The sequence below is a fragment of the Nonomuraea terrae genome (genome assembly GCF_044465245.1).
GTDB classification, from domain to species: domain Bacteria; phylum Actinomycetota; class Actinomycetes; order Streptosporangiales; family Streptosporangiaceae; genus Nonomuraea; species Nonomuraea terrae.
Genome location: NZ_JBITLL010000008.1, coordinates 235,626 through 253,473, shown reverse-complemented (window position 1 = coordinate 253,473; position 17,848 = coordinate 235,626). Strand labels below are relative to the sequence as shown.

General features: G+C 67.7%; 21 protein-coding genes. 4 read left to right on the top strand and 17 right to left on the bottom strand.

Annotated features, from left to right (window positions below; translation table 11 throughout):
• From ACIBP6_RS39500 to ACIBP6_RS39490, 3 genes are read right to left on the bottom strand one after another with little or no spacing between them, the layout of a single operon-like run.
• Positions 1 to 1,005 (bottom strand): amidohydrolase family protein, encoded by a 1,005-nt coding sequence (locus ACIBP6_RS39500; RefSeq protein ID WP_397059381.1) that lies wholly within the window; start codon positions 1,003 to 1,005, stop codon positions 1 to 3.
• Positions 1,002 to 1,709: a 4-carboxy-4-hydroxy-2-oxoadipate aldolase/oxaloacetate decarboxylase gene (locus ACIBP6_RS39495; RefSeq protein WP_397059379.1), complete on the bottom strand. Its 708-nt coding sequence runs from the start codon at positions 1,707 to 1,709 to the stop codon at positions 1,002 to 1,004. The genes ACIBP6_RS39500 and ACIBP6_RS39495 overlap by 4 nt, the downstream gene beginning before the upstream one ends.
• Positions 1,706 to 2,851: a zinc-binding dehydrogenase gene (locus ACIBP6_RS39490; protein WP_397059377.1), complete on the bottom strand. Its 1,146-nt coding sequence runs from the start codon at positions 2,849 to 2,851 to the stop codon at positions 1,706 to 1,708. Before ACIBP6_RS39490 ends, ACIBP6_RS39495 begins: the two co-directional genes overlap by 4 nt.
• Positions 2,852 to 2,897: 46 nt before the next feature.
• On the opposite strand from ACIBP6_RS39490, the gene ACIBP6_RS39485 reads away from it, so the two are divergent.
• On the top strand, positions 2,898 to 3,830 hold the full coding sequence (locus tag ACIBP6_RS39485; protein WP_397059375.1) for a hypothetical protein: 933 nt from the start codon (positions 2,898 to 2,900) through the stop codon (positions 3,828 to 3,830).
• Positions 3,831 to 3,833: 3 nt separating this feature from the next.
• On the top strand, positions 3,834 to 4,277 hold the full coding sequence (locus tag ACIBP6_RS39480) for an RpiB/LacA/LacB family sugar-phosphate isomerase (protein WP_397059373.1): 444 nt from the start codon (positions 3,834 to 3,836) through the stop codon (positions 4,275 to 4,277).
• Between the two features lie 3 nt (positions 4,278 to 4,280).
• On the opposite strand, the gene ACIBP6_RS39475 is transcribed toward ACIBP6_RS39480, so the two are convergent.
• From ACIBP6_RS39475 to ACIBP6_RS39455, 5 genes are all read right to left on the bottom strand, one after another.
• A complete protein-coding gene (locus ACIBP6_RS39475) occupies positions 4,281 to 5,135 on the bottom strand; it encodes an alpha/beta fold hydrolase (RefSeq protein ID WP_397059371.1) in 855 nt (284 codons plus the stop codon).
• A gap of 8 nt (positions 5,136 to 5,143) precedes the next feature.
• The gene (locus tag ACIBP6_RS39470) at positions 5,144 to 5,974 is read right to left on the bottom strand and encodes a 3-methyl-2-oxobutanoate hydroxymethyltransferase (protein ID WP_397059369.1); all 831 of its coding nucleotides are present in this window, start codon (positions 5,972 to 5,974) and stop codon (positions 5,144 to 5,146) included.
• Positions 5,971 to 6,450 (bottom strand): hypothetical protein, encoded by a 480-nt coding sequence (locus tag ACIBP6_RS39465; RefSeq protein WP_397059367.1) that lies wholly within the window; start codon positions 6,448 to 6,450, stop codon positions 5,971 to 5,973. The genes ACIBP6_RS39470 and ACIBP6_RS39465 overlap by 4 nt, the downstream gene beginning before the upstream one ends.
• Before the next feature lie 19 nt (positions 6,451 to 6,469).
• Positions 6,470 to 7,753 carry an aromatic ring-hydroxylating dioxygenase subunit alpha gene (locus tag ACIBP6_RS39460; RefSeq protein ID WP_397059365.1) on the bottom strand — a complete coding sequence of 428 codons (1,284 nt, stop codon included), beginning with the start codon at positions 7,751 to 7,753 and terminating at the stop codon, positions 6,470 to 6,472.
• A gap of 64 nt (positions 7,754 to 7,817) precedes the next feature.
• Positions 7,818 to 8,483 (bottom strand): 2Fe-2S iron-sulfur cluster-binding protein, encoded by a 666-nt coding sequence (locus tag ACIBP6_RS39455; protein WP_397059363.1) that lies wholly within the window; start codon positions 8,481 to 8,483, stop codon positions 7,818 to 7,820.
• 359 nt (positions 8,484 to 8,842) lie between these two features.
• Here ACIBP6_RS39455 and ACIBP6_RS39450 point away from each other — a divergent pair, with 359 nt between their 5' ends.
• Entirely contained in the window at positions 8,843 to 9,610 is a 768-nt protein-coding gene (locus tag ACIBP6_RS39450) for a FadR/GntR family transcriptional regulator (RefSeq protein ID WP_397059361.1), read from the top strand.
• Between the two features lie 423 nt (positions 9,611 to 10,033).
• On the opposite strand, the gene ACIBP6_RS39445 is transcribed toward ACIBP6_RS39450, so the two are convergent.
• The 3 genes from ACIBP6_RS39445 to ACIBP6_RS39435 form a co-directional block, all read right to left on the bottom strand.
• Positions 10,034 to 10,555 carry a GNAT family N-acetyltransferase gene (locus ACIBP6_RS39445; protein WP_397059359.1) on the bottom strand — a complete coding sequence of 174 codons (522 nt, stop codon included), beginning with the start codon at positions 10,553 to 10,555 and terminating at the stop codon, positions 10,034 to 10,036.
• A gap of 77 nt (positions 10,556 to 10,632) precedes the next feature.
• Entirely contained in the window at positions 10,633 to 11,259 is a 627-nt protein-coding gene (locus ACIBP6_RS39440) for a hypothetical protein (protein ID WP_397059357.1), read from the bottom strand.
• Positions 11,260 to 11,516: 257 nt separating this feature from the next.
• The gene (locus ACIBP6_RS39435) at positions 11,517 to 11,990 is read right to left on the bottom strand and encodes a DUF4279 domain-containing protein (RefSeq protein WP_397059355.1); all 474 of its coding nucleotides are present in this window, start codon (positions 11,988 to 11,990) and stop codon (positions 11,517 to 11,519) included.
• Positions 11,991 to 12,167: 177 nt separating this feature from the next.
• Between ACIBP6_RS39435 and ACIBP6_RS39430 the strand changes: the two genes are divergently transcribed.
• Positions 12,168 to 12,830: an HAD family hydrolase gene (locus ACIBP6_RS39430; protein ID WP_397059353.1), complete on the top strand. Its 663-nt coding sequence runs from the start codon at positions 12,168 to 12,170 to the stop codon at positions 12,828 to 12,830.
• Positions 12,831 to 12,892: 62 nt separating this feature from the next.
• Here the strand turns inward: ACIBP6_RS39430 and ACIBP6_RS39425 are convergent, their stop codons facing one another.
• The 6 genes from ACIBP6_RS39425 to ACIBP6_RS39400 form a co-directional block, all read right to left on the bottom strand.
• Positions 12,893 to 13,063: a hypothetical protein gene (locus tag ACIBP6_RS39425; protein WP_397059351.1), complete on the bottom strand. Its 171-nt coding sequence runs from the start codon at positions 13,061 to 13,063 to the stop codon at positions 12,893 to 12,895.
• 10 nt (positions 13,064 to 13,073) lie between these two features.
• Complete coding sequence (locus ACIBP6_RS39420) at positions 13,074 to 13,646, bottom strand: ArsR/SmtB family transcription factor (protein WP_397059349.1); 573 nt, start codon at positions 13,644 to 13,646, stop codon at positions 13,074 to 13,076.
• A 564-nt stretch (positions 13,647 to 14,210) separates the two neighbouring features.
• Positions 14,211 to 14,774: a DinB family protein gene (locus tag ACIBP6_RS39415; protein WP_397059347.1), complete on the bottom strand. Its 564-nt coding sequence runs from the start codon at positions 14,772 to 14,774 to the stop codon at positions 14,211 to 14,213.
• A 77-nt stretch (positions 14,775 to 14,851) separates the two neighbouring features.
• Positions 14,852 to 15,004: a DUF397 domain-containing protein gene (locus tag ACIBP6_RS39410; protein ID WP_397059345.1), complete on the bottom strand. Its 153-nt coding sequence runs from the start codon at positions 15,002 to 15,004 to the stop codon at positions 14,852 to 14,854.
• Between the two features lie 33 nt (positions 15,005 to 15,037).
• A complete protein-coding gene (locus tag ACIBP6_RS39405) occupies positions 15,038 to 15,880 on the bottom strand; it encodes a TIGR03621 family F420-dependent LLM class oxidoreductase (RefSeq protein WP_397059343.1) in 843 nt (280 codons plus the stop codon).
• A gap of 261 nt (positions 15,881 to 16,141) precedes the next feature.
• The gene (locus ACIBP6_RS39400; RefSeq protein ID WP_397059341.1) at positions 16,142 to 17,260 is read right to left on the bottom strand and encodes an MFS transporter; all 1,119 of its coding nucleotides are present in this window, start codon (positions 17,258 to 17,260) and stop codon (positions 16,142 to 16,144) included.
• Between the last annotated feature and the right edge of the window lie 588 nt (positions 17,261 to 17,848).

The following is a 17,848-nucleotide window of genomic DNA, read 5'->3' as shown; positions in this document are numbered from 1 at the left end:
TCAGGCTCCCATCGCGACGCGCTCGAGCCGGGTCGCCAGCCGCGGGTAGACCCGCCGCGCGTTCGCCTCACAGACGGCCGCCAGTTCGGCGGGGGACAGGCCCGCGGCCTCGACGTACCTCAGTGTGTCGTCCCACGCGATGCCGGTCTCGGGGTCCGCGCCGCGTACCGCGCCGAGCATCTCCGAGGCGAAGAGCACGTTCGCCACCGGTACGACGCGGGTCAGCAAGTCGATCCCGGCCTGGTGGTAGACCGCGGTGTCGAAGAAGATATTGCCGAGCAGCTCGGCGGGATCCTGCCAGCCGTAGCGGATCGCCAGTCCCCGGTAGCGGCCCCAGTGGTAGGGGACCGCGCCTCCGCCGTGCGGGATGACGAAGCGCAGGCCGGGGAACCGCCGGAAGAGCTCGCTCTGCAGCAGCTGGACGAAGACGCTCGTGTCGGCGTTGAGGTAGTGCGCGCCGAGGGTGTGGAAGTTCGGGTTGCACGCGGTCGAGACGTGCACCATGGCAGGGACGTCGAGCTCCTGCAGCACCTCGTAGACCGGGAACCACGACTCGTCGGTCAACGGCAGCCCGGACCAGGTGCCGGACGGGTCGGGGTTGAGGTTGCAGCCGACGAAGCCCAGCTCCTCGACCACACGGCGGAGCTCCGCGATCACGCCGTCGAGGTTGCCGTCGGGCGTCTGCGGCAGCTGCGCGACCGGGGCGAAGTGCTGGGGATAGAGCTCGGAGACCCGGTGGACCAGGTCGTTGGACACGCGTGCCCAGGCATCGGCCACCGCGGGGTCGGGAACGTGGTGCTCCATGCCGGAGGCCCTGGGAGACAACAGCATCACGTCCCCGCCGCGTTCACCCAGGATGCGCAGCTGGTTGCCCTCGACGCTCTCCCGCAGCCGGTCGTCGGAGATCGGGGCCGGTACGGCGTCGCCGCCGGCGAGCTGGGCGTTGCGGAAGGCCTGGAGCGCGGGCGGGGCGGTGGTGTAGTGGCCGTGGACGTCGATGATCACGCTTCTTGCTCCCTGCGGTAGGTCTCGTAGCCGACGTAGCGCAGCCCCTTGCGCTCGAGCCGCTCGCGCATGGCGTTCACGTCCAGCCCGAGCTCGCCGGCGGCGTACCGCCGGTGCGAGTGCGCCTCCTTCTCCTCGCGCGCCTTCGAGGCCGCGAGCACGGTCGCCGCCTCAGCCCGGCGGACGACCACCACGCCGTCGTCGTCGGCGACGATCACGTCACCGGGCTCGACCAGTCGTCCGGCGCAGACGACCGGCACGTTCACCGCGCCGAGGGTCTCCTTGACGGTGCCCTCGGCCGAGACGCACTTCGACCACGTCGGGAAGCCCATCGCCTCGAGCTCGGCGACGTCGCGCACACCGGCGTCGATCACCAGGCCTCGCACCCCGCGGGCCTTGAGCGAGGTCGCGAGCAGCTCGCCGAAGTAGCCGGCATCCGATGGCGAGGTCGGGGCCACCACGACGACGTCGCCGGGCCGGCACTGCTCGACGGCGACGTGGATCATCCAGTTGTCGCAGGGCGGCACGCTGACCGTGACCGCCGTGCCGGAGATGCGGGTGCCGCGGTAGACCGGGGAGATGGAGGACGCCAGCAGCCCGGTGCGGCCCTGCGCCTCATGGACCGTGGCGACGCCGTACTTGCCGAGGCCGTCGCGCAGGTCGGCCGGCGTGCGCGGCGGATCGGTGACGACGATGCCGTTCAACGCGTCACCGCCCCGCCGGCCTGGCCGATCAGCTCGGGCATGAGCGAGATGTGGATCGCGTCCTCCTCGGTCTCTCCGGCCAGCACGCGGATGGCGTGGTCGACCTGGTCGATGCCGTAACGGTGGGTGGCCAGCTTCTCCAGCGGGAAGCGGCGGGCGGCGAGCTGGTCGAGGGCGAGCTCGCAGGCCTTGAACGAGTGACCGCGAGCGCTCTTGACGGTGATCGCCTTCTCGGTCAGCTTCTTGACCGGGAAGTCGGGGAAGGCGGCCAGCTCGCCCTGGATGAGGAGCGTGCCCTCCCGCCGTACCAGCGCGTCGATCCCGAGCAGCACGGGTCCGGTCCCGGCGCGCGAGGTGCAGTCAAGCACGAAGTCGACCCCACGGCCGCCGGTGAGGTCCATGACCTTCTCCAGCGGGTCCTGCTGCAGGATGTCGATGACGTCGTCGGCGCCGAGCTCGCGGGCCAGGTCGAGCCGCGTCTTGTCGCGGGTGGTGCCGCTGACGATGATCCGCGAGGCGCCGGCCTGCTTGCAGGCCACCACCTGTGAGAGGCCCTGCTGGCCCGGGCCCTGGATCAGCACGGTGTCGCTGTAGCCCACTCCGGCCGCTCGCAGCGCCCACTCGATCCCGTTCGACAGCGGAGTGACGAGACCGGCGAGCTCGGCGGTGACGGTTTCGGGCACACGGTGGAGCACGGCGTTCCAGGGCAGGTACATGTACTCACCGAAACCGCCCCACAGGGTGCCCGGGTTCTCCGCCGAGGTGTAGCCGTAGCGGCGCGCGTCGGGGTTGGTGCGCCAGTCGGTGGCCTCGCAGTGGCGGTATTCGCCGATGCGACACCACTCGCAGGTGAAACAGCCGACATAGTGCTCGACGAAGACGCGGTCGCCCTCGGTCAGGCCGTGTCGCTCCTTGAACCGGGCGCCGGCCTGGGCGATCACGCCGACGTTCTCGTGGCCCATGATCACCCGGCCGTGGATCATGCTCGGCGGGCTGGCGTACATCTTCACGTCGGTGCCGCAGATGCCTGCGACCTCCACCTGCAACAGGGCCGAATCCGCGTCGATCGCCGGGAGAGGGAACTCCTGCATCTCGGTCGTGCCAGGCGCGACGCGCACCGCCGCGTGCACCGTGTCGCTCATGTTTCTCCTTATGGCCAAATGGTAATGCCATTAGTACCATAGGCCGGTGCGTTATGTAACTCTCACCCGAGCCCAGGGCAACAACCGAGCCGTCATCGACGGGAGCGTCGTCCCCCAGGGCTTCCCGCTCGAGTTCGCCCAGGAGGCGGTCCTCGTCCACGGCTTCCGCAAGATGGTCCGCAACCTGGCGTACGACGTCAGCGAGATGGCGCTGACGACCTACCTGTGCGCCCGCGAGCACGGCGTCCGCTTCACCGCGCTGCCGGTCTTCCTGGTCCGTGGCTTCCACCACGGCGCGATCCTGGTGCGCCGCGACGGCTTGATCACCGGTGCCAAGCAGCTGACCGGCAGGCGGGTCGGCGTCAACCGCGGCTACACGGTCACCACGGGCGTCTGGGGCCGGGCGATCTTGGACGCCGAGGGCGGGCTCGACCTCGACTCGGTCACGTGGGTGCGCTCCGGTGACGAACACGTCGCCGGCTACCGCCCGCCCGCGAACGTCGTCTCGGCCCCCCCGGGCCGCACCCTGATCGACCTGCTGAAGGCGGGTGAGCTCGACGCGGTGATCGGCGTCGACCCGGACGACCCGGACGTCACGCCGCTCATCGCCAACCCCGGGGAGGCCGGCTTCGCCGCCCTGCGCGAGCGCGGCCTCTACCCGATCAACCATCTCGTCGTCGTCAAGGACGACGTCCTGGCCTCCGAGCCCGGGATCGCCGCCGCCGTCTTCGAGGCCTTCGCCGAGTCCAAGCGACGCTACGTCGAGCGGCTCCGCTCCGGGACGGTGGAGAACGCCACCGACCGGATGTACGCCCGTGTGCTGGCCGAGACCGGCGCGGACCCGTTGCCGTACGGGCTCGAGCCCAACCGGGCCGTCCTGGAGGAGCTCATGGGCCACGCCGTGCGGCAGCACATCCTCGCCGCGCCGGTCCGGCTCGAAGACCTCTTCGCGCCCTCCACCCTCGACCTGGCGGGCTGAGACATGCGAGTCGCGATCGCGGCTGACCACAACGGCGTCCTGCTCAAGAGCCGACTGGCCGACTGGCTCATGGCGCGCGGCCACCTGGTCGACGACCTCGGTGCCCACACGACCGACATCGTCGACTATCCGCCACTGTGCGCCGAGGTCGGGCGGCGGGTGGCCACGGGGCACGACGACCTCGGCATCGTCATCGGCGGAAGCGGCCAGGGCGAGGTGATCGCCTGCAACAAGATGCGCGGCGTGCGCGCCGGGCTGGCCTACAGCCGCTTCGCGGTCGAGATCTCCCGTGGCAACAACGATGCCAACGTGATGGTGCTCGGCACCAAGGTCCTCGGCGACGACGAAGCCGAGGAACTGCTCGCGCTCTGGCTGGGCACGCCCTTCAAGGGCGGTGTGCACGCGGCCCGCGTGGCGCAGATCAGCGCACTCGAACAGCAGGGCTGATCATCACCTGTCGTGGGACCGGAGGAACTCCAGGATGCGGGCCGGTGCCGTCTCCGCCGTCTGCTCGGCCACCGGGACGTCCCAGTACTCATGGACGGGCAGGCACTCCTCTAGGTAGCGCGCGGCCGAGGGCGCGTGCGAGGCGTCCTGGCCGGGCACGATCAGCGCCGGCACGTCGAGCGCCATCAGCTCCTCCGGCTCCACACCCGGGACGGTGTCGCGGTCGAAAAGCCCGCGCATGCTGCCCGTCACGATCAAGTCGTACCGGGCCTGGTCAAGGGCGGCGTAGGCCGCGGCGAACACCTCGTCGGTGCGCAGCGGAGCCGCCCACGGACCGACGCGCGGGTCCTTGCTGAAGCCGGCCGTCGTGACGCGGGCCAGCTCGACGACCGCGCCCAGCCCATGCTCGGCGACGAACGCGAGGTGCCGCACGAAGCGGCGGTGCTGGGCCATCCGGTAGCGGGGCCCGCCGGCGGGGGAGAAGAGCACCATGCCGCGGACCCGGTCCGGGGCCTCGACGGCGAGCGCGGCAGCCGTCGAGCAGCCCACGCAGCCCCCCATCGTGTGGGCGGAGTCGATGCCGAGGTGGTCGAGCAGGCCGAGAGCCTGGCCGACGTACTTCTCCCAGGTGAGCCGCTCGACCTTGCCGCCCGACTGGGCGGCCTCCCGCCGGTCGAAGACCACGCAGGTGTAGTGTGGCGCGAACGCGTCGACGAAGCCCAGGTCCCGGTAGCGGCCGAAGCTGGTCCAGTTCTCCAGGCCGGAGTCGAAGCCGCCCGGGCTGAACATCAGCAGCGCCGGACCCTCGCCCACCGTCTCGTAGCGGGTACGGATGCCGTCGAGGTCGACGAAGGGCATGGAGGCTCCTAGATCTTGATGCCGCCGCGGATCTGCCGACCGGCGCGGATGTCGGCCGCGCACTGGCTGAGCGCGTCGTAGGCGAGCCGGGCGACGTTGAGGTAGGTGTCCGGCTCCCTGTCGAGGTTGTCGGCCGAGTATCCGAGCGCCGCGGTCGTCATCCTGATCCGGCCGTCGAGCCACGGCCCGCCGCCGAAGCCGCCCAGCACGGGGATCGACACCGCCTCGACCACGGCGGGCCCGACGACGGGACCGGAGTTGGTGAAGTTGAGCGCGACGGCGCCGGCCGACTCCAGCCGCCTCGCCTCGCCGACCAGCTCGTCCAACATCTCCTCGGGAACTTGCACGGAACTGGCCGCCGAGTACTCGATGCCGTACTTGAGCGCGGTCTGCGGAGTGATCCCGAACTGCGCGAAGACGGGGATGCCGGCGCGGGTCACCGCTTCCACGGCCTCGGGGAAATCCGCGGCGCCGTCGAGCTTGACCAGGTCCACGCCGGCCTCCTTGACCAGCCGGATGGCGGCGCGGACGGCGTCGGCCAGGCCCTGCTGAAGCGGGCCGAACGGGAAGTCGCAGCTCAGCAGCGCGCGGCTGACGCCTCGCCGCACCGCCTTCGCGACGACGAGCATCTCCTCCATCGTGATCTCCAGCGGATGCGGCTGACCCCAGAGGTTAACTCCGACGGTGTCGCCGACGGAGACCATCTCGACGCCGACCCGGTCGGCGATGCGCGCCATCTGGTAGTCCCAGGCGACGAGGCACACGCTCTTCTCGCCGGCGGCCTTCATCGCCTGCAGCGACGGAACGGTCACCTTGCCGGGAGCGGCCGCGGCGCTCATGCGCGGGTCGCCCTGAGCAGCTCGAAGAGGTCGTCCTCCTCGGCGGGGACCAGCAGGATGCGGGCATAGGGCCGGAGCGCGAACAGCGCCTCACTGGTCAACTGCCCCGGCGTGACGGCCAGGCCCGCCGTCATGATGCCGCGAACCTTGCAGGCCGCACCGATGGTCGCGGCAGCCTCGGTGTTCTCACCAGTGGTGGAGACGAGTACGAGGGTGTTGCTGTCCTCCAGCTCCCCGATGAGCGGCACCCTCTCCCCGGACATGGTGACGAGGCTGTGCCCTGGGTCGACGGCCGAGTAGAACCTCGCCTGCGCCCACTGCATCTGCGCCGCCTGGCGCACGATCTCCCCGGCCGCGGCGTCCAGTGCCACCACCCGGGTGTTCCGGGCGGCAGCCAGGGGATAGTCGATCCGGAAGGCCGCCTCCTCGGCGGTCGCCGCGCGAGCGCAGCTACTGACCAGGCGGGATTGTGTCATCGGTGTACTCCTCGGGATGTCAGACAGTGGTCTGCGGGACGCCAGGCTTGGCGACCATGGCCTCGCCGATGCCTTCGACGAACGACTGGTCGGCCGGCAGCACGATGGCGACGGAGCGCACCTTCTGGTCCTGCGTGCGGTTGCCGACCGGCTCGGCGCCCTCCTGCGCGAGCGCCAGCGCCGCCTTGCGGAGCTTCTGACGTGCCTTGATGATGCCGGCGTCGGTGGCGACCAGGCGCTCCTTGGTGCGGTCGACGATCGGGCCCATCGACTCCTGCAGCGAGGCGTCCTGGAGGGCGATGCCCTTGATTCCGGAGTACGTCTCGCCGCGGCGCTGGGCCTCGCGGTCCATCAGGTAGTCGTTGTCCTTGTTGGCGAGCGGACGGTAGTTCTCGTCGTTCGCGCTGTGGACGCCCATGCCGGCGCGCATGGCCGCGACCTCGGCCTCGGTGAGTGGGCGGGTCGGGTGGTAGTCGAAGCTCCAGGCCCAGCAGTTCTCGTCGTCGATCGGCACCCAGAAGTGGCCGTGCATCGGGTGGTCGCCGCGCGGCGGCACCATCGTGAAGTTGGGCAGCACCCACGGCGTCACCCGCCAGTAGTAGTGGCCCTCCTCGGCGTTGCGCCGGGCGCCGATCAGCAGGCCGCCCTCGTAGTCGACGACCTCGAAGAACGGCTTGAGGTCGCCCTTGTTGTAGGCGTTGCCCCTCGACCCCTTGAACAGCGGGTCGCTGTCGAGGCTGCCGGAGTGCAGGAAGGTGACGTGGCTGGAGTCGATGCCGCCCTCGAGGGCCTGCAGCCAGTTGCACTCCTGAAACCGCTTCGAGGTGTACGCCTGCCCCTCCGGCACGGTGATGAACTCCCACTCGGGCAGCGGCGGCCGCTTGTCCGGGTCGCCGAGGTAGGCCCAGAGCACGTCACCGCGCTTGATCATGGGATAGGACTTCAGCTTCACGTTGGCGCAGAAGTTGCTGCTCTCGGGCTCGCTGGGCACCTCGATGGCCTGGCCGGTGTAGTCATACTTCCAGCCGTGGTAGGGGCAGCGCAGGCCCCCTTCCTCGTTGCGGCCGAACCAGAGCGAGACACCGCGGTGGGCACAGAACTCGTCCATCAGGCCGTAGCGGCCCTCGGAGTCGCGGAAGGCGATCAGCCGCTCCGAGAGGACCTTGACACGGACCGGCGGACAGTTGTTCGCCGGGAGCTCCTCCGCCAGCAACACCGGCTGCCAGTAGCGGCGGAACAGATCGCCCATCGGGGTGCCCGGTCCGGTCTGGGTCAGCAGCTCGTTGATCTCGGTGCGCAGCATCCTATGGTCCTTTCACGTTAACGGAATAACTATCAGACCATTCACGGTAATGGTCAAGAGGAAGCTAGGCCTGGCTGGGCGGCACTTCGACGACGAGGCCATCGAGATCGTCGGTGATCTCGATCTGGCAGCCGAGCCGGCTGGTGGCGCGTCGGTCCTCGACACCGAGGTCGAGCAGATCGTCCTCGAGGTCGCCGGGGCCTGCGACTTGATCGGCGAAGTCGTCGCGCACCCAGACGTGGCACGTGGCGCAGGAGTTGTTACCCCCGCACTCGCCGATGATCCCCGGCACGCCGTTGCGGACCGCGGCGGACATCACCGTCTCTCCGACTGCGGCATCGACGACGCGCTCGTCGCCCTTGGCGTTGACGTAGACGACCTTCGGCACGTACGACTCCTTCCGGGATAATGGCCTAACCAATATACCGAGGTTGGTATCGGGTAGGTCAACCTGTGCCACGCGCGAGAGCTGACGTGCCGAGGTGGGCTGCCTACGGCTGTTCCGCCGGGACCTGGGCGGCGGAATATCGGCGGACCTGCTGCCGCGCAGGTAGTGGAGGCCCGCATAGGCGATCGAGACGAAGCTGTCCAAGGACGACGCGGCGACCGGACCCAGGAAACCGGCGACCCGGCCGATGTCGATATCGCCCAACGCGGGCCCGCCACGCGAGGCCATCTGGTAGATCGCCGACACCCGGCTCCGCATCGCATCCGGAGCCACCAGCTGCACCGCCGCCTGGCGTATCGTCGTCGCCAGCGCGTCGAAAGCGCCTCAGCAGGCGGGACGTGAGTGCGAGCGGCAACCAGGGCGATCGGGCCGGCGCCAGGGTGGCGACGCCGTAGCCGGCCGAGGCCGGCACCGCCAGAGCGGCGACGACGACACCGACCAGTAGAGGGTGAAGTCGCCATGACGCAGGGCCGGTGGCCGTTTCATGACCGCTCTCCGCTCGCGGTGTCGCGAAGAGCTCGACACGGGCGCAATTTCGATAGTGCTCGTGGACTTCCTAGGAATTGGTTAGACCATTACTTGGTAGCATGTAGGCGGGGACGAGCGAGATCGACGGACGAGATCGTGAAGGGGGCGCCGGCATGGCCAATGCGTCAGTGGGGCCATCGGACGGGACGCCGGGCAAGAGGAGCACCGCCGACCTGTTCAGCCCGGTGAGCGTCGATCGCATCTCCGAGGTCATCGTTGAACAGATGCGGCTCCTGATCAGGGAGGGCAAGCTCGTCCCTGGTGATCGGTTGCCCAGTGAGCGGAATCTGTGCGAGCGATTCGGGGTCAGCAGAGTGACCGTCCGTGAGGCTCTCCGCGTACTCGAGGCCAGTGGCCTGGTGCAGATCCGCGTCGGGGCGCGGGGCGGCGCCTTCGTCACCCGTCCGTCGAGCGAACGCGTCGGGAAGGGGCTGGCGGAGCTGCTGACCCTGACCCCGATGACCGCCCTCGACGTCACAGAAGCCCGCATGGTCGTCGAGCTCGGCATCCTTCCCTTGGTGGTGGAGCGCGCCACCGAAGAGGACGTCGCGGAGTTGCGCGTCCTGGTCGATCAGGGTCTCAGCGCGCTGGAGAACGGCTCCTACACCATGGCGATGTCGGCGGCCTTCCATGTGCGGGTCGCCTCCTCCGTGCACAATCCGGCGATCGAGATGCTGGTGCACACGTTCCACGGCCCCCTGCTCATGTCGCTCCAGCAGGCACAGGTCGCCGCGCCGTTGATGGGCCTTCGGGGAGCCCACGAACACCTCGAGCTGGTTGAGGCGATTGAGCAGCGGGACGTCGAACGAGCACGCGACGTCATGACCCGCCATCTCCAGCGCACTGCCGATCGCCTGGCGAATCCGGACGGCGAGGAGTAACTCTGCCGGGATCAGCCGGCTTCGGCCAGGGCCGCGCCATGGCACGGATGGTCCCGAGCCCGGCGCGGGGGATTCTGTCTGGCCAACCGGACCACCAGATCACGCCGCCCATCCGGGATCGGTGGACGTCCGGCCGTGTTCGGGAGCGTTTGGAACGAACGTCACCTGCGTCACGCCCTGCGCGACTACGAACGGTTCTATGACGAGCACCGAGCCCACCAGGCCCTGAACCAAGCGGCCCCCGCTGCGTCCCGTTCCCGGATCCGATCAGGGATCCTGAGGCTGTCCTCCGATCACGACGTCACCTATTTCCGCGCGCTCGGCACCATGATCACCTACCCGGGTCTCCGCCGCCGAGGTCGGGAAGCATGTCCGCGACCGAACTCGTGATGAGCAGGTTCGATTTCCGCGCGATGAAGGGGCTTACAGGTCAGGGCCGGGCATGGCTCGTTCAAGCTCGATCAGGGCTAGAGCAGGGCCCTCGCCGAAGTCGTGGTCGTGTCTCCTGCCGGTCTCGGTGAAACCGTTCTTGGTGTAGAAGCGGCGAGCCTGAGCTGAGTCCCGAAGGGTCCACAGATGCACGCGGTCATATCCGGCGTCCCGCAGCTGGTCCAGGGTGGCGGTCAGCAAGACCGCCGAGAGGCCGCTGCCCCAGACGTCCGGGTGGGCAAAGAAGGTGTGGATCTCCGCCAGGCCGAAGCGGGAAGAGGAGTCTCCGAAGCGGGCGAAGGCGCCCGGGCGACCGTCCAGGAGCGCGAGCAGGATCGTGTTGTTGCCCTCGTCCGGGATGGCGTGCCACTTGGTGCGTCGCTCCTGGATCCCGGCGGCGGCCACTTTGGGCGTGCACAACGGGCCGTGCGAGATGCCCCAGGAGGTCGCGTGGATCTCGCCGAGGACGTCCCCGTCGCCGGGTCTCGCCTCGCGAATCGTGACCATGCCGCGCATGGAGTAGACCCTATCTACCTGCCCTACCTACCACTCACCGATGGAGCAAGCGCGACCCTTGACCCGAATCACGGGCGCTAGTCGCCGGTCCCTGGCAGCCACCGGGAGCCGGGAGAGGAATGGGCTAGGCGGTCGTTGACCAAGTGCTGTCGCTCCATCGAAAGACCGCGAGCCGTCATAGCCCTGTGAAGAAGATCAGCATTGAACCCCTGCGCCGCCAAGTGGTCGAGGAGAGGCTCGTATCGATCGGGCCGATCACGCAAGAGTTCTGTGGCCAACCGCAGTTCCAGGCGCACCACAGGAACACGATACGAGCCGCACTTGATCAGGACGTAGTGTTGCCACGGGCCACGACCAATGCACTCCATCCCATCGGAATCGGTCTCCTGCTCAACCGTGCTGATTTCTAAAGGGACCCCGTTCACCTCGTACCTAGTGAAATACTGCGAACTCTCGGGGAGCCAAGATGTCGTATACAGGCAGGGGAAGGGCGAAAGGGCGGCAGCGAACGCGTCCACGTCCTTCCGTCGAGCCACCAAGAGGTCGACATCCCCGACGGGGAGCTGAACGCCTTGCAACAGAGCGGCACCTGTGCCACCCACGCGGTACATCGGGTCGGCGCCCACAGCCCTCAGGGCGGTGAGAGTCGTCTCCAACGCCGACGCCACGTCCTCCAGACGCAGAGATGCCTCACCGTCTCCCATGACGATCAGCGTATGCGTTACGAGCCTCCGAGGTCATTGTCGGGCCATCAACCCTGGAGACGAGGGGTCGATCACGGTCACTCGTGACCGGTATCCCGCCTGGCTCCGAGCCGCGACGTCGAGTAATCCTTGCAGTTCGCAAGCTGACAGCTTCGATTTCCGTCACCCGATCTCACGGTAAAAGCCCGGTTCAATTCGGGATCTGGGCTTGATTTTGTCTGGGCGTGATTTCGCAGACCTCTGCTGAGCAGGAGTCGTCACCCGTATTCGTCCACGTCCAGCTCAGCGCGGGTCGAGATCAAGAACTGCAGCACTCGGCGGTCCAGATGCCAGCCGAGCAGTTGATGCTGCCCCGCTATCTTCTCGAAGCCCTGCTGGGGCGAGCACAAGTCCTCTTCCTCACCGTCTTCGTCGTCGAGGTAACGGACCACCTGCAGAACTGCGCACGAACCATCATCACCCTGGTCCTGGTTCAGTTCCTCCGCCAACTGGCCAACGGCCTGGCTGAACGGTTCAACCCGATCGACCACGTGAGCGATCATCTCGTCGATCGTCAGCCCTGGCTCGCGACACACGATCTTCCATGCATGCGCAACGGGACGGGGCGGCTCTGCTGTCCGACTGCCGCGGACTGTGGTCTCGTCCGGCTCAAGCCCGATCCGAGCGGTGATCTCCGTGGCTTTCCTGGTCTCGGTCTTCAGGGCGAAGTAGACATATTGGCGAACACGCACACGCTGACCCTAAACGATCTGCCGCCGCTCACCCGTATACATAGGAGCGTCAGGCGGACAGAGGGCGGGCGTCGCGCAGGAGGCACTGGATCGCGGGCTGATCGCCGGGTCATCAGTATCGGAAGTACGCGTGAGGGCCCGAACCGGCACTCCGCATGGTGGTGACATCCTTTACCGGTGTTCTCGTCTGATCATGTCGGCGCTGTGTTCTTCGATGTCGATGGCACCCTTGTCCCAGGGACAAGCTCGTCGGTCTTCCTGGCCGGCTTCCTCGGCCATCGGGACGCGTTGGCCAAGGCCGAGGACGATTACGCCGCCGGCGTCCTGGACAATCGGCAGGTCTCCGAGCTGGATGCAGCGGCCTGGGAAGGCGTGCCCGAAGATCGGGTCTCCGGCTGGCTCGACGGGCTGCCCTTGGTCTCGGGCATCACGGAGACAGTGGCCTGGTGCCGGCAGAACGGGCTGGTGCCCGTGCTGGCCACCCTGGCCTGGTCACCGGTCGGCAGCTACCTGGCTGACCGCTTCGGCTTCCACTCCTTCAGTGGACCTCGGCTGGAGAGCACCGACGGCCGGTTCACGGGCCGTGTCGCCCGCCACTTCGACGAGTACGACAAACGAGACTTCGCCCTCGCTCTGGCCCAAGAGCTGGGGTTGGCGCCCCACTCGTGCGGAGCCGTTGGAGACAGCCGCTCGGACCTGCCACTGTTCGCGTCCGTCGAGTTGAGCGTGGCGTTCAACGCCTCGGCAGGAGCCCGGGCGGCCGCGACCGTCACGGTGGACGGCGACGACCTGCGAGGCGTGCTTCGCGTGTTGAGGCGCTTGGTCACAGCCACTCGTTGATCGGACGTGATCAGTCCGTCCTCTACCGCCGTGTTGCAGATGGCCTTCAGGAGCCGGTGCGATCAGGCGGGTTCGAGGTGGTCGGCGAGAAGGCGGAGGGTGATCGCGAACCGGCCGCGGAGGCGCAGCAGTGCAGGCCGGCGCGAGTGCGGCGGGATCATGCGTAACCGTGCGGCCTCGGCTCGCTGCTCAGCGAGGTACGCGCGGCCCCACTCCTCATGCATGGCATACATGGAGAGCTCCTCAGGGTTCTTCGGGGAATGCGTGGTAGAAGATGAAGATCGGGCGAGTGTCCGGCGGAGCCTCGCTCGATTCGACGCGCGATCTGGTCAGCTCGCGCCACGGCTGCAACACGGCATGGAGCTGGTCGGCGAGCTGCGCGAGCTCATCCTTGGTGAGCCTTAGGTGGTGGCTGCTTCCGAAGGACGCGTTGCGCCAGTCCTCGGGAAGCGTCATGTGCGTGCGTTCGAAGTCGCGCAGCCGCTCGAACTGGTCGATCACCCACTGTGAAGTCCACGCCTGCAACGCGGCTCTGGCTTCCGGAGCCTCGAAGTCACTGTCCGCCAATGCCCACCCGCCCATGGCGGGCCGCACCCAGCGTTCACAGCTGTCCCGGGCGAGCTCCGGCACGTCCTCGATCAGGTCGTGTTTCTGCATGTGCCGCAGGTGATAGCTGACCTGGCCGGGGTCGGTATTCATCCGCCTGGCGAGCTCGCTCACCGTGACCGGGCCGATCCGGAAGAGGAGGCTGAAGAGCTTCACCCGAAACCGGCTGGTCAAGACCTTGAGCACGTCCGGGTCATCGATCTGTCGCATGGCCATGACGGTAGGACCAGCAGGTGAAGATGCTCAAGACGTCTACTGGATCTTGAAATCACGCGTTGCCGGCGTCGAGGCCGGTGGCGGGCATGACTGCTGGCCGGCTTCGCTGGATTGCGGGGCATGAGAGCCGCGTCACACGCGCTTTTCAGCGGTATCGCCAAGTAGGCGGATCGTTCGCTTTCGTCCTGCCCAACGCCGTGCTGGACCGCGGATACCTCGTCGGCGCGTGGGACCGGATCCAACCGCTTGCTTGATCCTGAGCCGCAGTGTCTGGCACCAGGTGACACCCCACCCGCGGACGTCGGCAGATCACCCAGGCCGCACGCCACGCTCGTGGTGCTGCCTGTGCTCGGCCCCAGCAGAACTGTCGAAAGTGGCCACCAGGACCAGCGCACGGAAGTGCCGCTCTGTCGCGCCCGACAGGGTGTAGATCTTCGCCACCTTCGAACATGCAGGTAGAAGGGCGGTCAGAGATCGTGAAGCCTCGCGGCGGCAGCGGCCACGGAGCGTCACGGAGTCCAGTAAGTTTCCGAAGCTCGATCGCCGGTTACCGAAAAGTCATATTCGGCGCGGTACGGCTCCGTCCTGCCAGCGGTAGAGGTCGCGCAGCAGAGAAATCTCGGCACCGTGATGGATCAGCTCCCTGTTGACGTGCAGGACGATGCCCTCCATGGGAAACTGCTCGGGCCCCACCGTGGGCGGATTGTCCAGGTCAGCGTCCGAGAGCTCGCGGACCCCCGCGTTCCATCTCCCATACATCTCATCGAGCTGTCTTAGCGCCTCGTCAGCGGTCCCCGCGTAGGCGAACGTCTGGAAGTCGACGTCCTGGCCGCCGAAGTGCCATCCGACCCGATACCCCAGGCACGAGACGATGATGTGCGCCAGCCGCCAGGCAATCGTGGTCACCGGCGCCGGCACCGGGTCAGGGGACGCGGAGTCCACCGTCCACTCTCCCGAACCTGCCGACATCGGTGCGGCCGACGTGCGACGTGGCCGGATGCTCCAGCAGCCGCGCACCGGCTCCCAGAAGTACTCCTCATCGGTAAGACCGTCCAGCCGCGGCCGGAGGTTCTTGCGCCAGTGCCGGTCCAGCTGCTCCGCGAGCCGCTCGCTTCTTGTCATTTCCGCACCCTACAGATGCTGCGACCCTCCCGGACGCCGTCGACGGCCGTGGGCCGCGAGCTGCGTATCCCAAGGGCTCAGCGTTTGATCTCCTCCAGAAAGTAGGCCCACTCCTCCGGCTCGAACTGTAGGACCGCTCCACCGCTGTTCTTGGAGTCCCGGACGAAGACGGCCGCGGGATCGACCCAGGAGTTCGTGTCTTCGCCGGTGCTGTCGAGACGGTGTGGCAATGGTGTCGCAGGGTGCCCGACGAACGTCCGCGGTCACCGCAGCAGTGGAATGACCTCGGCGAACGTCTTCATGTGATCCTCCAGGACGCTGACGTAACTGATGCCGAACTCGTCGCGGTAACGCAGCAGGGTGTCGGCGATCTGCCGCGGTGAGCCGACCAGGACGCCAGGCAGCTCGGCCAGTTGCTCAGGCGACATGCCCGAGGCCGCGCTGATCACCGAGAGATCGATGTCGGCCACGCGGTTGCCGACGCCGGCCACGAACAGATTCAGCTCGATGTCGGCGATCCGCTCGCCTGCTGCGTCCCGGACATGCTGAACGCGGGCATCGAGAGCCTGCTCCGGGGTGCCCGCGCCGAAGCCGGCCCCGATCGGGAAGCTGATGATGTCGGCGCTACGCGCGGCCAGCGTGAGGATGCGCTCTCCCGCACCGGCCAGCATGATCGGCGGTCTCGGCATGTCGGGCTGGGCCGCCAGCAGCTCCCGAACCTCCGTGAGGACTTCTTCGAGCTTGCGCAGACGCGACCCCGGCGTGCCATACGACAAGCCCGCCGCCACGAACTCCTCCGGCACGTAGCCGGCTCCCAGACCGAGCTCGAGCCGGCCGTCGGTGAGCCGGTATGTGTCGGCCACGTCCCGGGCGAGGTAGGCGGGGCTCACCACGCCGGCGTTGAGCACGTACGTCCCCAGCCGCATGCTGGTCACATCGGCGGCAGCCACCAGCGCAGGGAACGGCGCCACCATGCCGAGGTGGTCGGGCACCTGCAGGACGTCGAACCCCACATCCTCGACCTCCCGGACTCGCGCACGCCAGGCCGATCGTGAGGAACCGACGCTGAGCAGACTGACCCCGAAACGGAACGATCGAGTGTTCATGACAACCTTCCACAGACGCCTACGTGTATACGCATCCCACCTGAAGGCCCCGAGTTCGATGGAGATCCCAGCGGTTGATTCCGGCGAGTTGACTGGGGTGTGTCAAGCGTAGTAGACGGCCGTGTACTGCTCGGTGGGAGGTGCTCGATCACCGAGTGCGGGCCGGGTGGCGGCGACCCATGCGCCCCACCCGCCGGTGGCCCTGCGCGCCTGATGGCTCGCCGGGCTTCCATCGCATTCAAGCCTCGCAGCCGGGCGCAGCTAGCCGTTGGCGTATCGGACTCGTCCCGCCAGCACGCTGAGCAGCAACACCGCGATGACGATGGATGCCAAGGCGAGGCGGAGCCCGATCGCGCCGCTCAAGGCGCCGATCAGCGCCGGCGCAGCGATCGCGGCTCCCGGCATCTGCCCGATCTCCACCATCGAGACCCCCTCGCTCGACGACAGACCCTCCTGGCTCCCGGCAAGCGTGTAGACGCTCGGATTCACGCCGGACATCCCGACCGCGAGCAGGACGAACCCGGTGACCGCCGCCACGGGACTGCTGATCACGAGACAGACACCGAATCCCGCCGCCGCGAACAGCGTGGACATCCGGACGACGCGGACAATGCCGAGGCGTGCCGTGGCTCGGTCCACGGCCAGCAACGCCACGGTGCCGGCGGTGGCGGCGGCGGTGTAGGACATCCCTCCGGCGACTGAGCCCGCACCCATGGTGTCGGACACATAGATGGCGTTCCAGAGGATTGCCGACTCGGACACGTACCCGGACAGGAACGCCATCGCGGTGATCGGGAGCATCCGGCGGTTGAACCTTCTCCGCAGCGACATCCGGAGCGTGCCGTTTCCCTTGCTGCTGTCCTCGGGCAGCCATCGAGCCACCGCCGCCAAGCACAGTGCGAGCACTCCGCTTGTGACGGCGAACTGCATCCATGGCCGCACGTCCAGGGCTGCCGAGAACGTCCCGGTGACTCCGCCGATCAGCGTCCCCGCTCCGAAACAGGCATCGAAACCGCCCATGAGAGGCCTGCGGTAGCGGCGTTGGACTTCGAGCGCGAGTGCGCCCATGGGGATGTCCATGATGTGGGCGACCAAGGCCCACGTCGTCAGGCCGAGCACCACTGAGGGAAAGCTGGTCGACAAGGCCGTCAAAGGCACGGTCAGAAGGACGAGGCCGGCTCCCGCAACGGCAAGCAGCCGGCTACGGACGCGCCCAGCCAGCAGGACGATCGCGCAGAGCCCGATGATGTTGCCGGCGCTCGGGATGGTGTTGGCCAGTCCCCAGAGAGCGTCGTCCGCGCCCACCTGTCGGCGCACGTCGGGGACTCGGGCAGCCCATCCGCCGATGGGCATGCTCATGATCACATAAAGCAGGGCCACGGCCAGGCGTGCCTGCCGATTTCCGCGCCGTTCTCCAGTTCGTCGCAGGCTTTCTGAGGCGTCGATAGGACTTTTCCTCGCCAGTGTCGCGTCCGCCTGGTTGTGGCATGTGCGGGGAATATCCGTGGCCGGACCGGTCGCGTAGGAAATGCTTGCGCACGTCGGCGGGATTACCTAAGAAACGCTACGAACGGACCATGGGTCCCGTCAATCCCCACAGGCATCATCGTGGCGTGGCCGATCGCCGGCCTTGACCCCGGGACGGGCAGCACGGTCTTGCTTGACACTTCGCCCAATAGATCATCCGACCGTACGAACGCAGCATGGTCGGATCAGGCGGCCCATGATGGATTCGTGACTCGATGAGTGGACCTTCTCCAGAGAGAAGAGCATCAAGCTCGAAAATCGCATCCGTGATGTCTTCGTCGAGCCCGCTGGTGCGGCGCCGAACCCAGAAGCGCAATTCCATGCGATCACTCTCCACGCGGACTGCGATGGCGATGACCTCAGGAGAAATGAGACCCAATAATGCCTGAACCCGCATCCAGAACTATCGCGTTCTCTCGCTCAAGTCCCGCTGAACTGGTC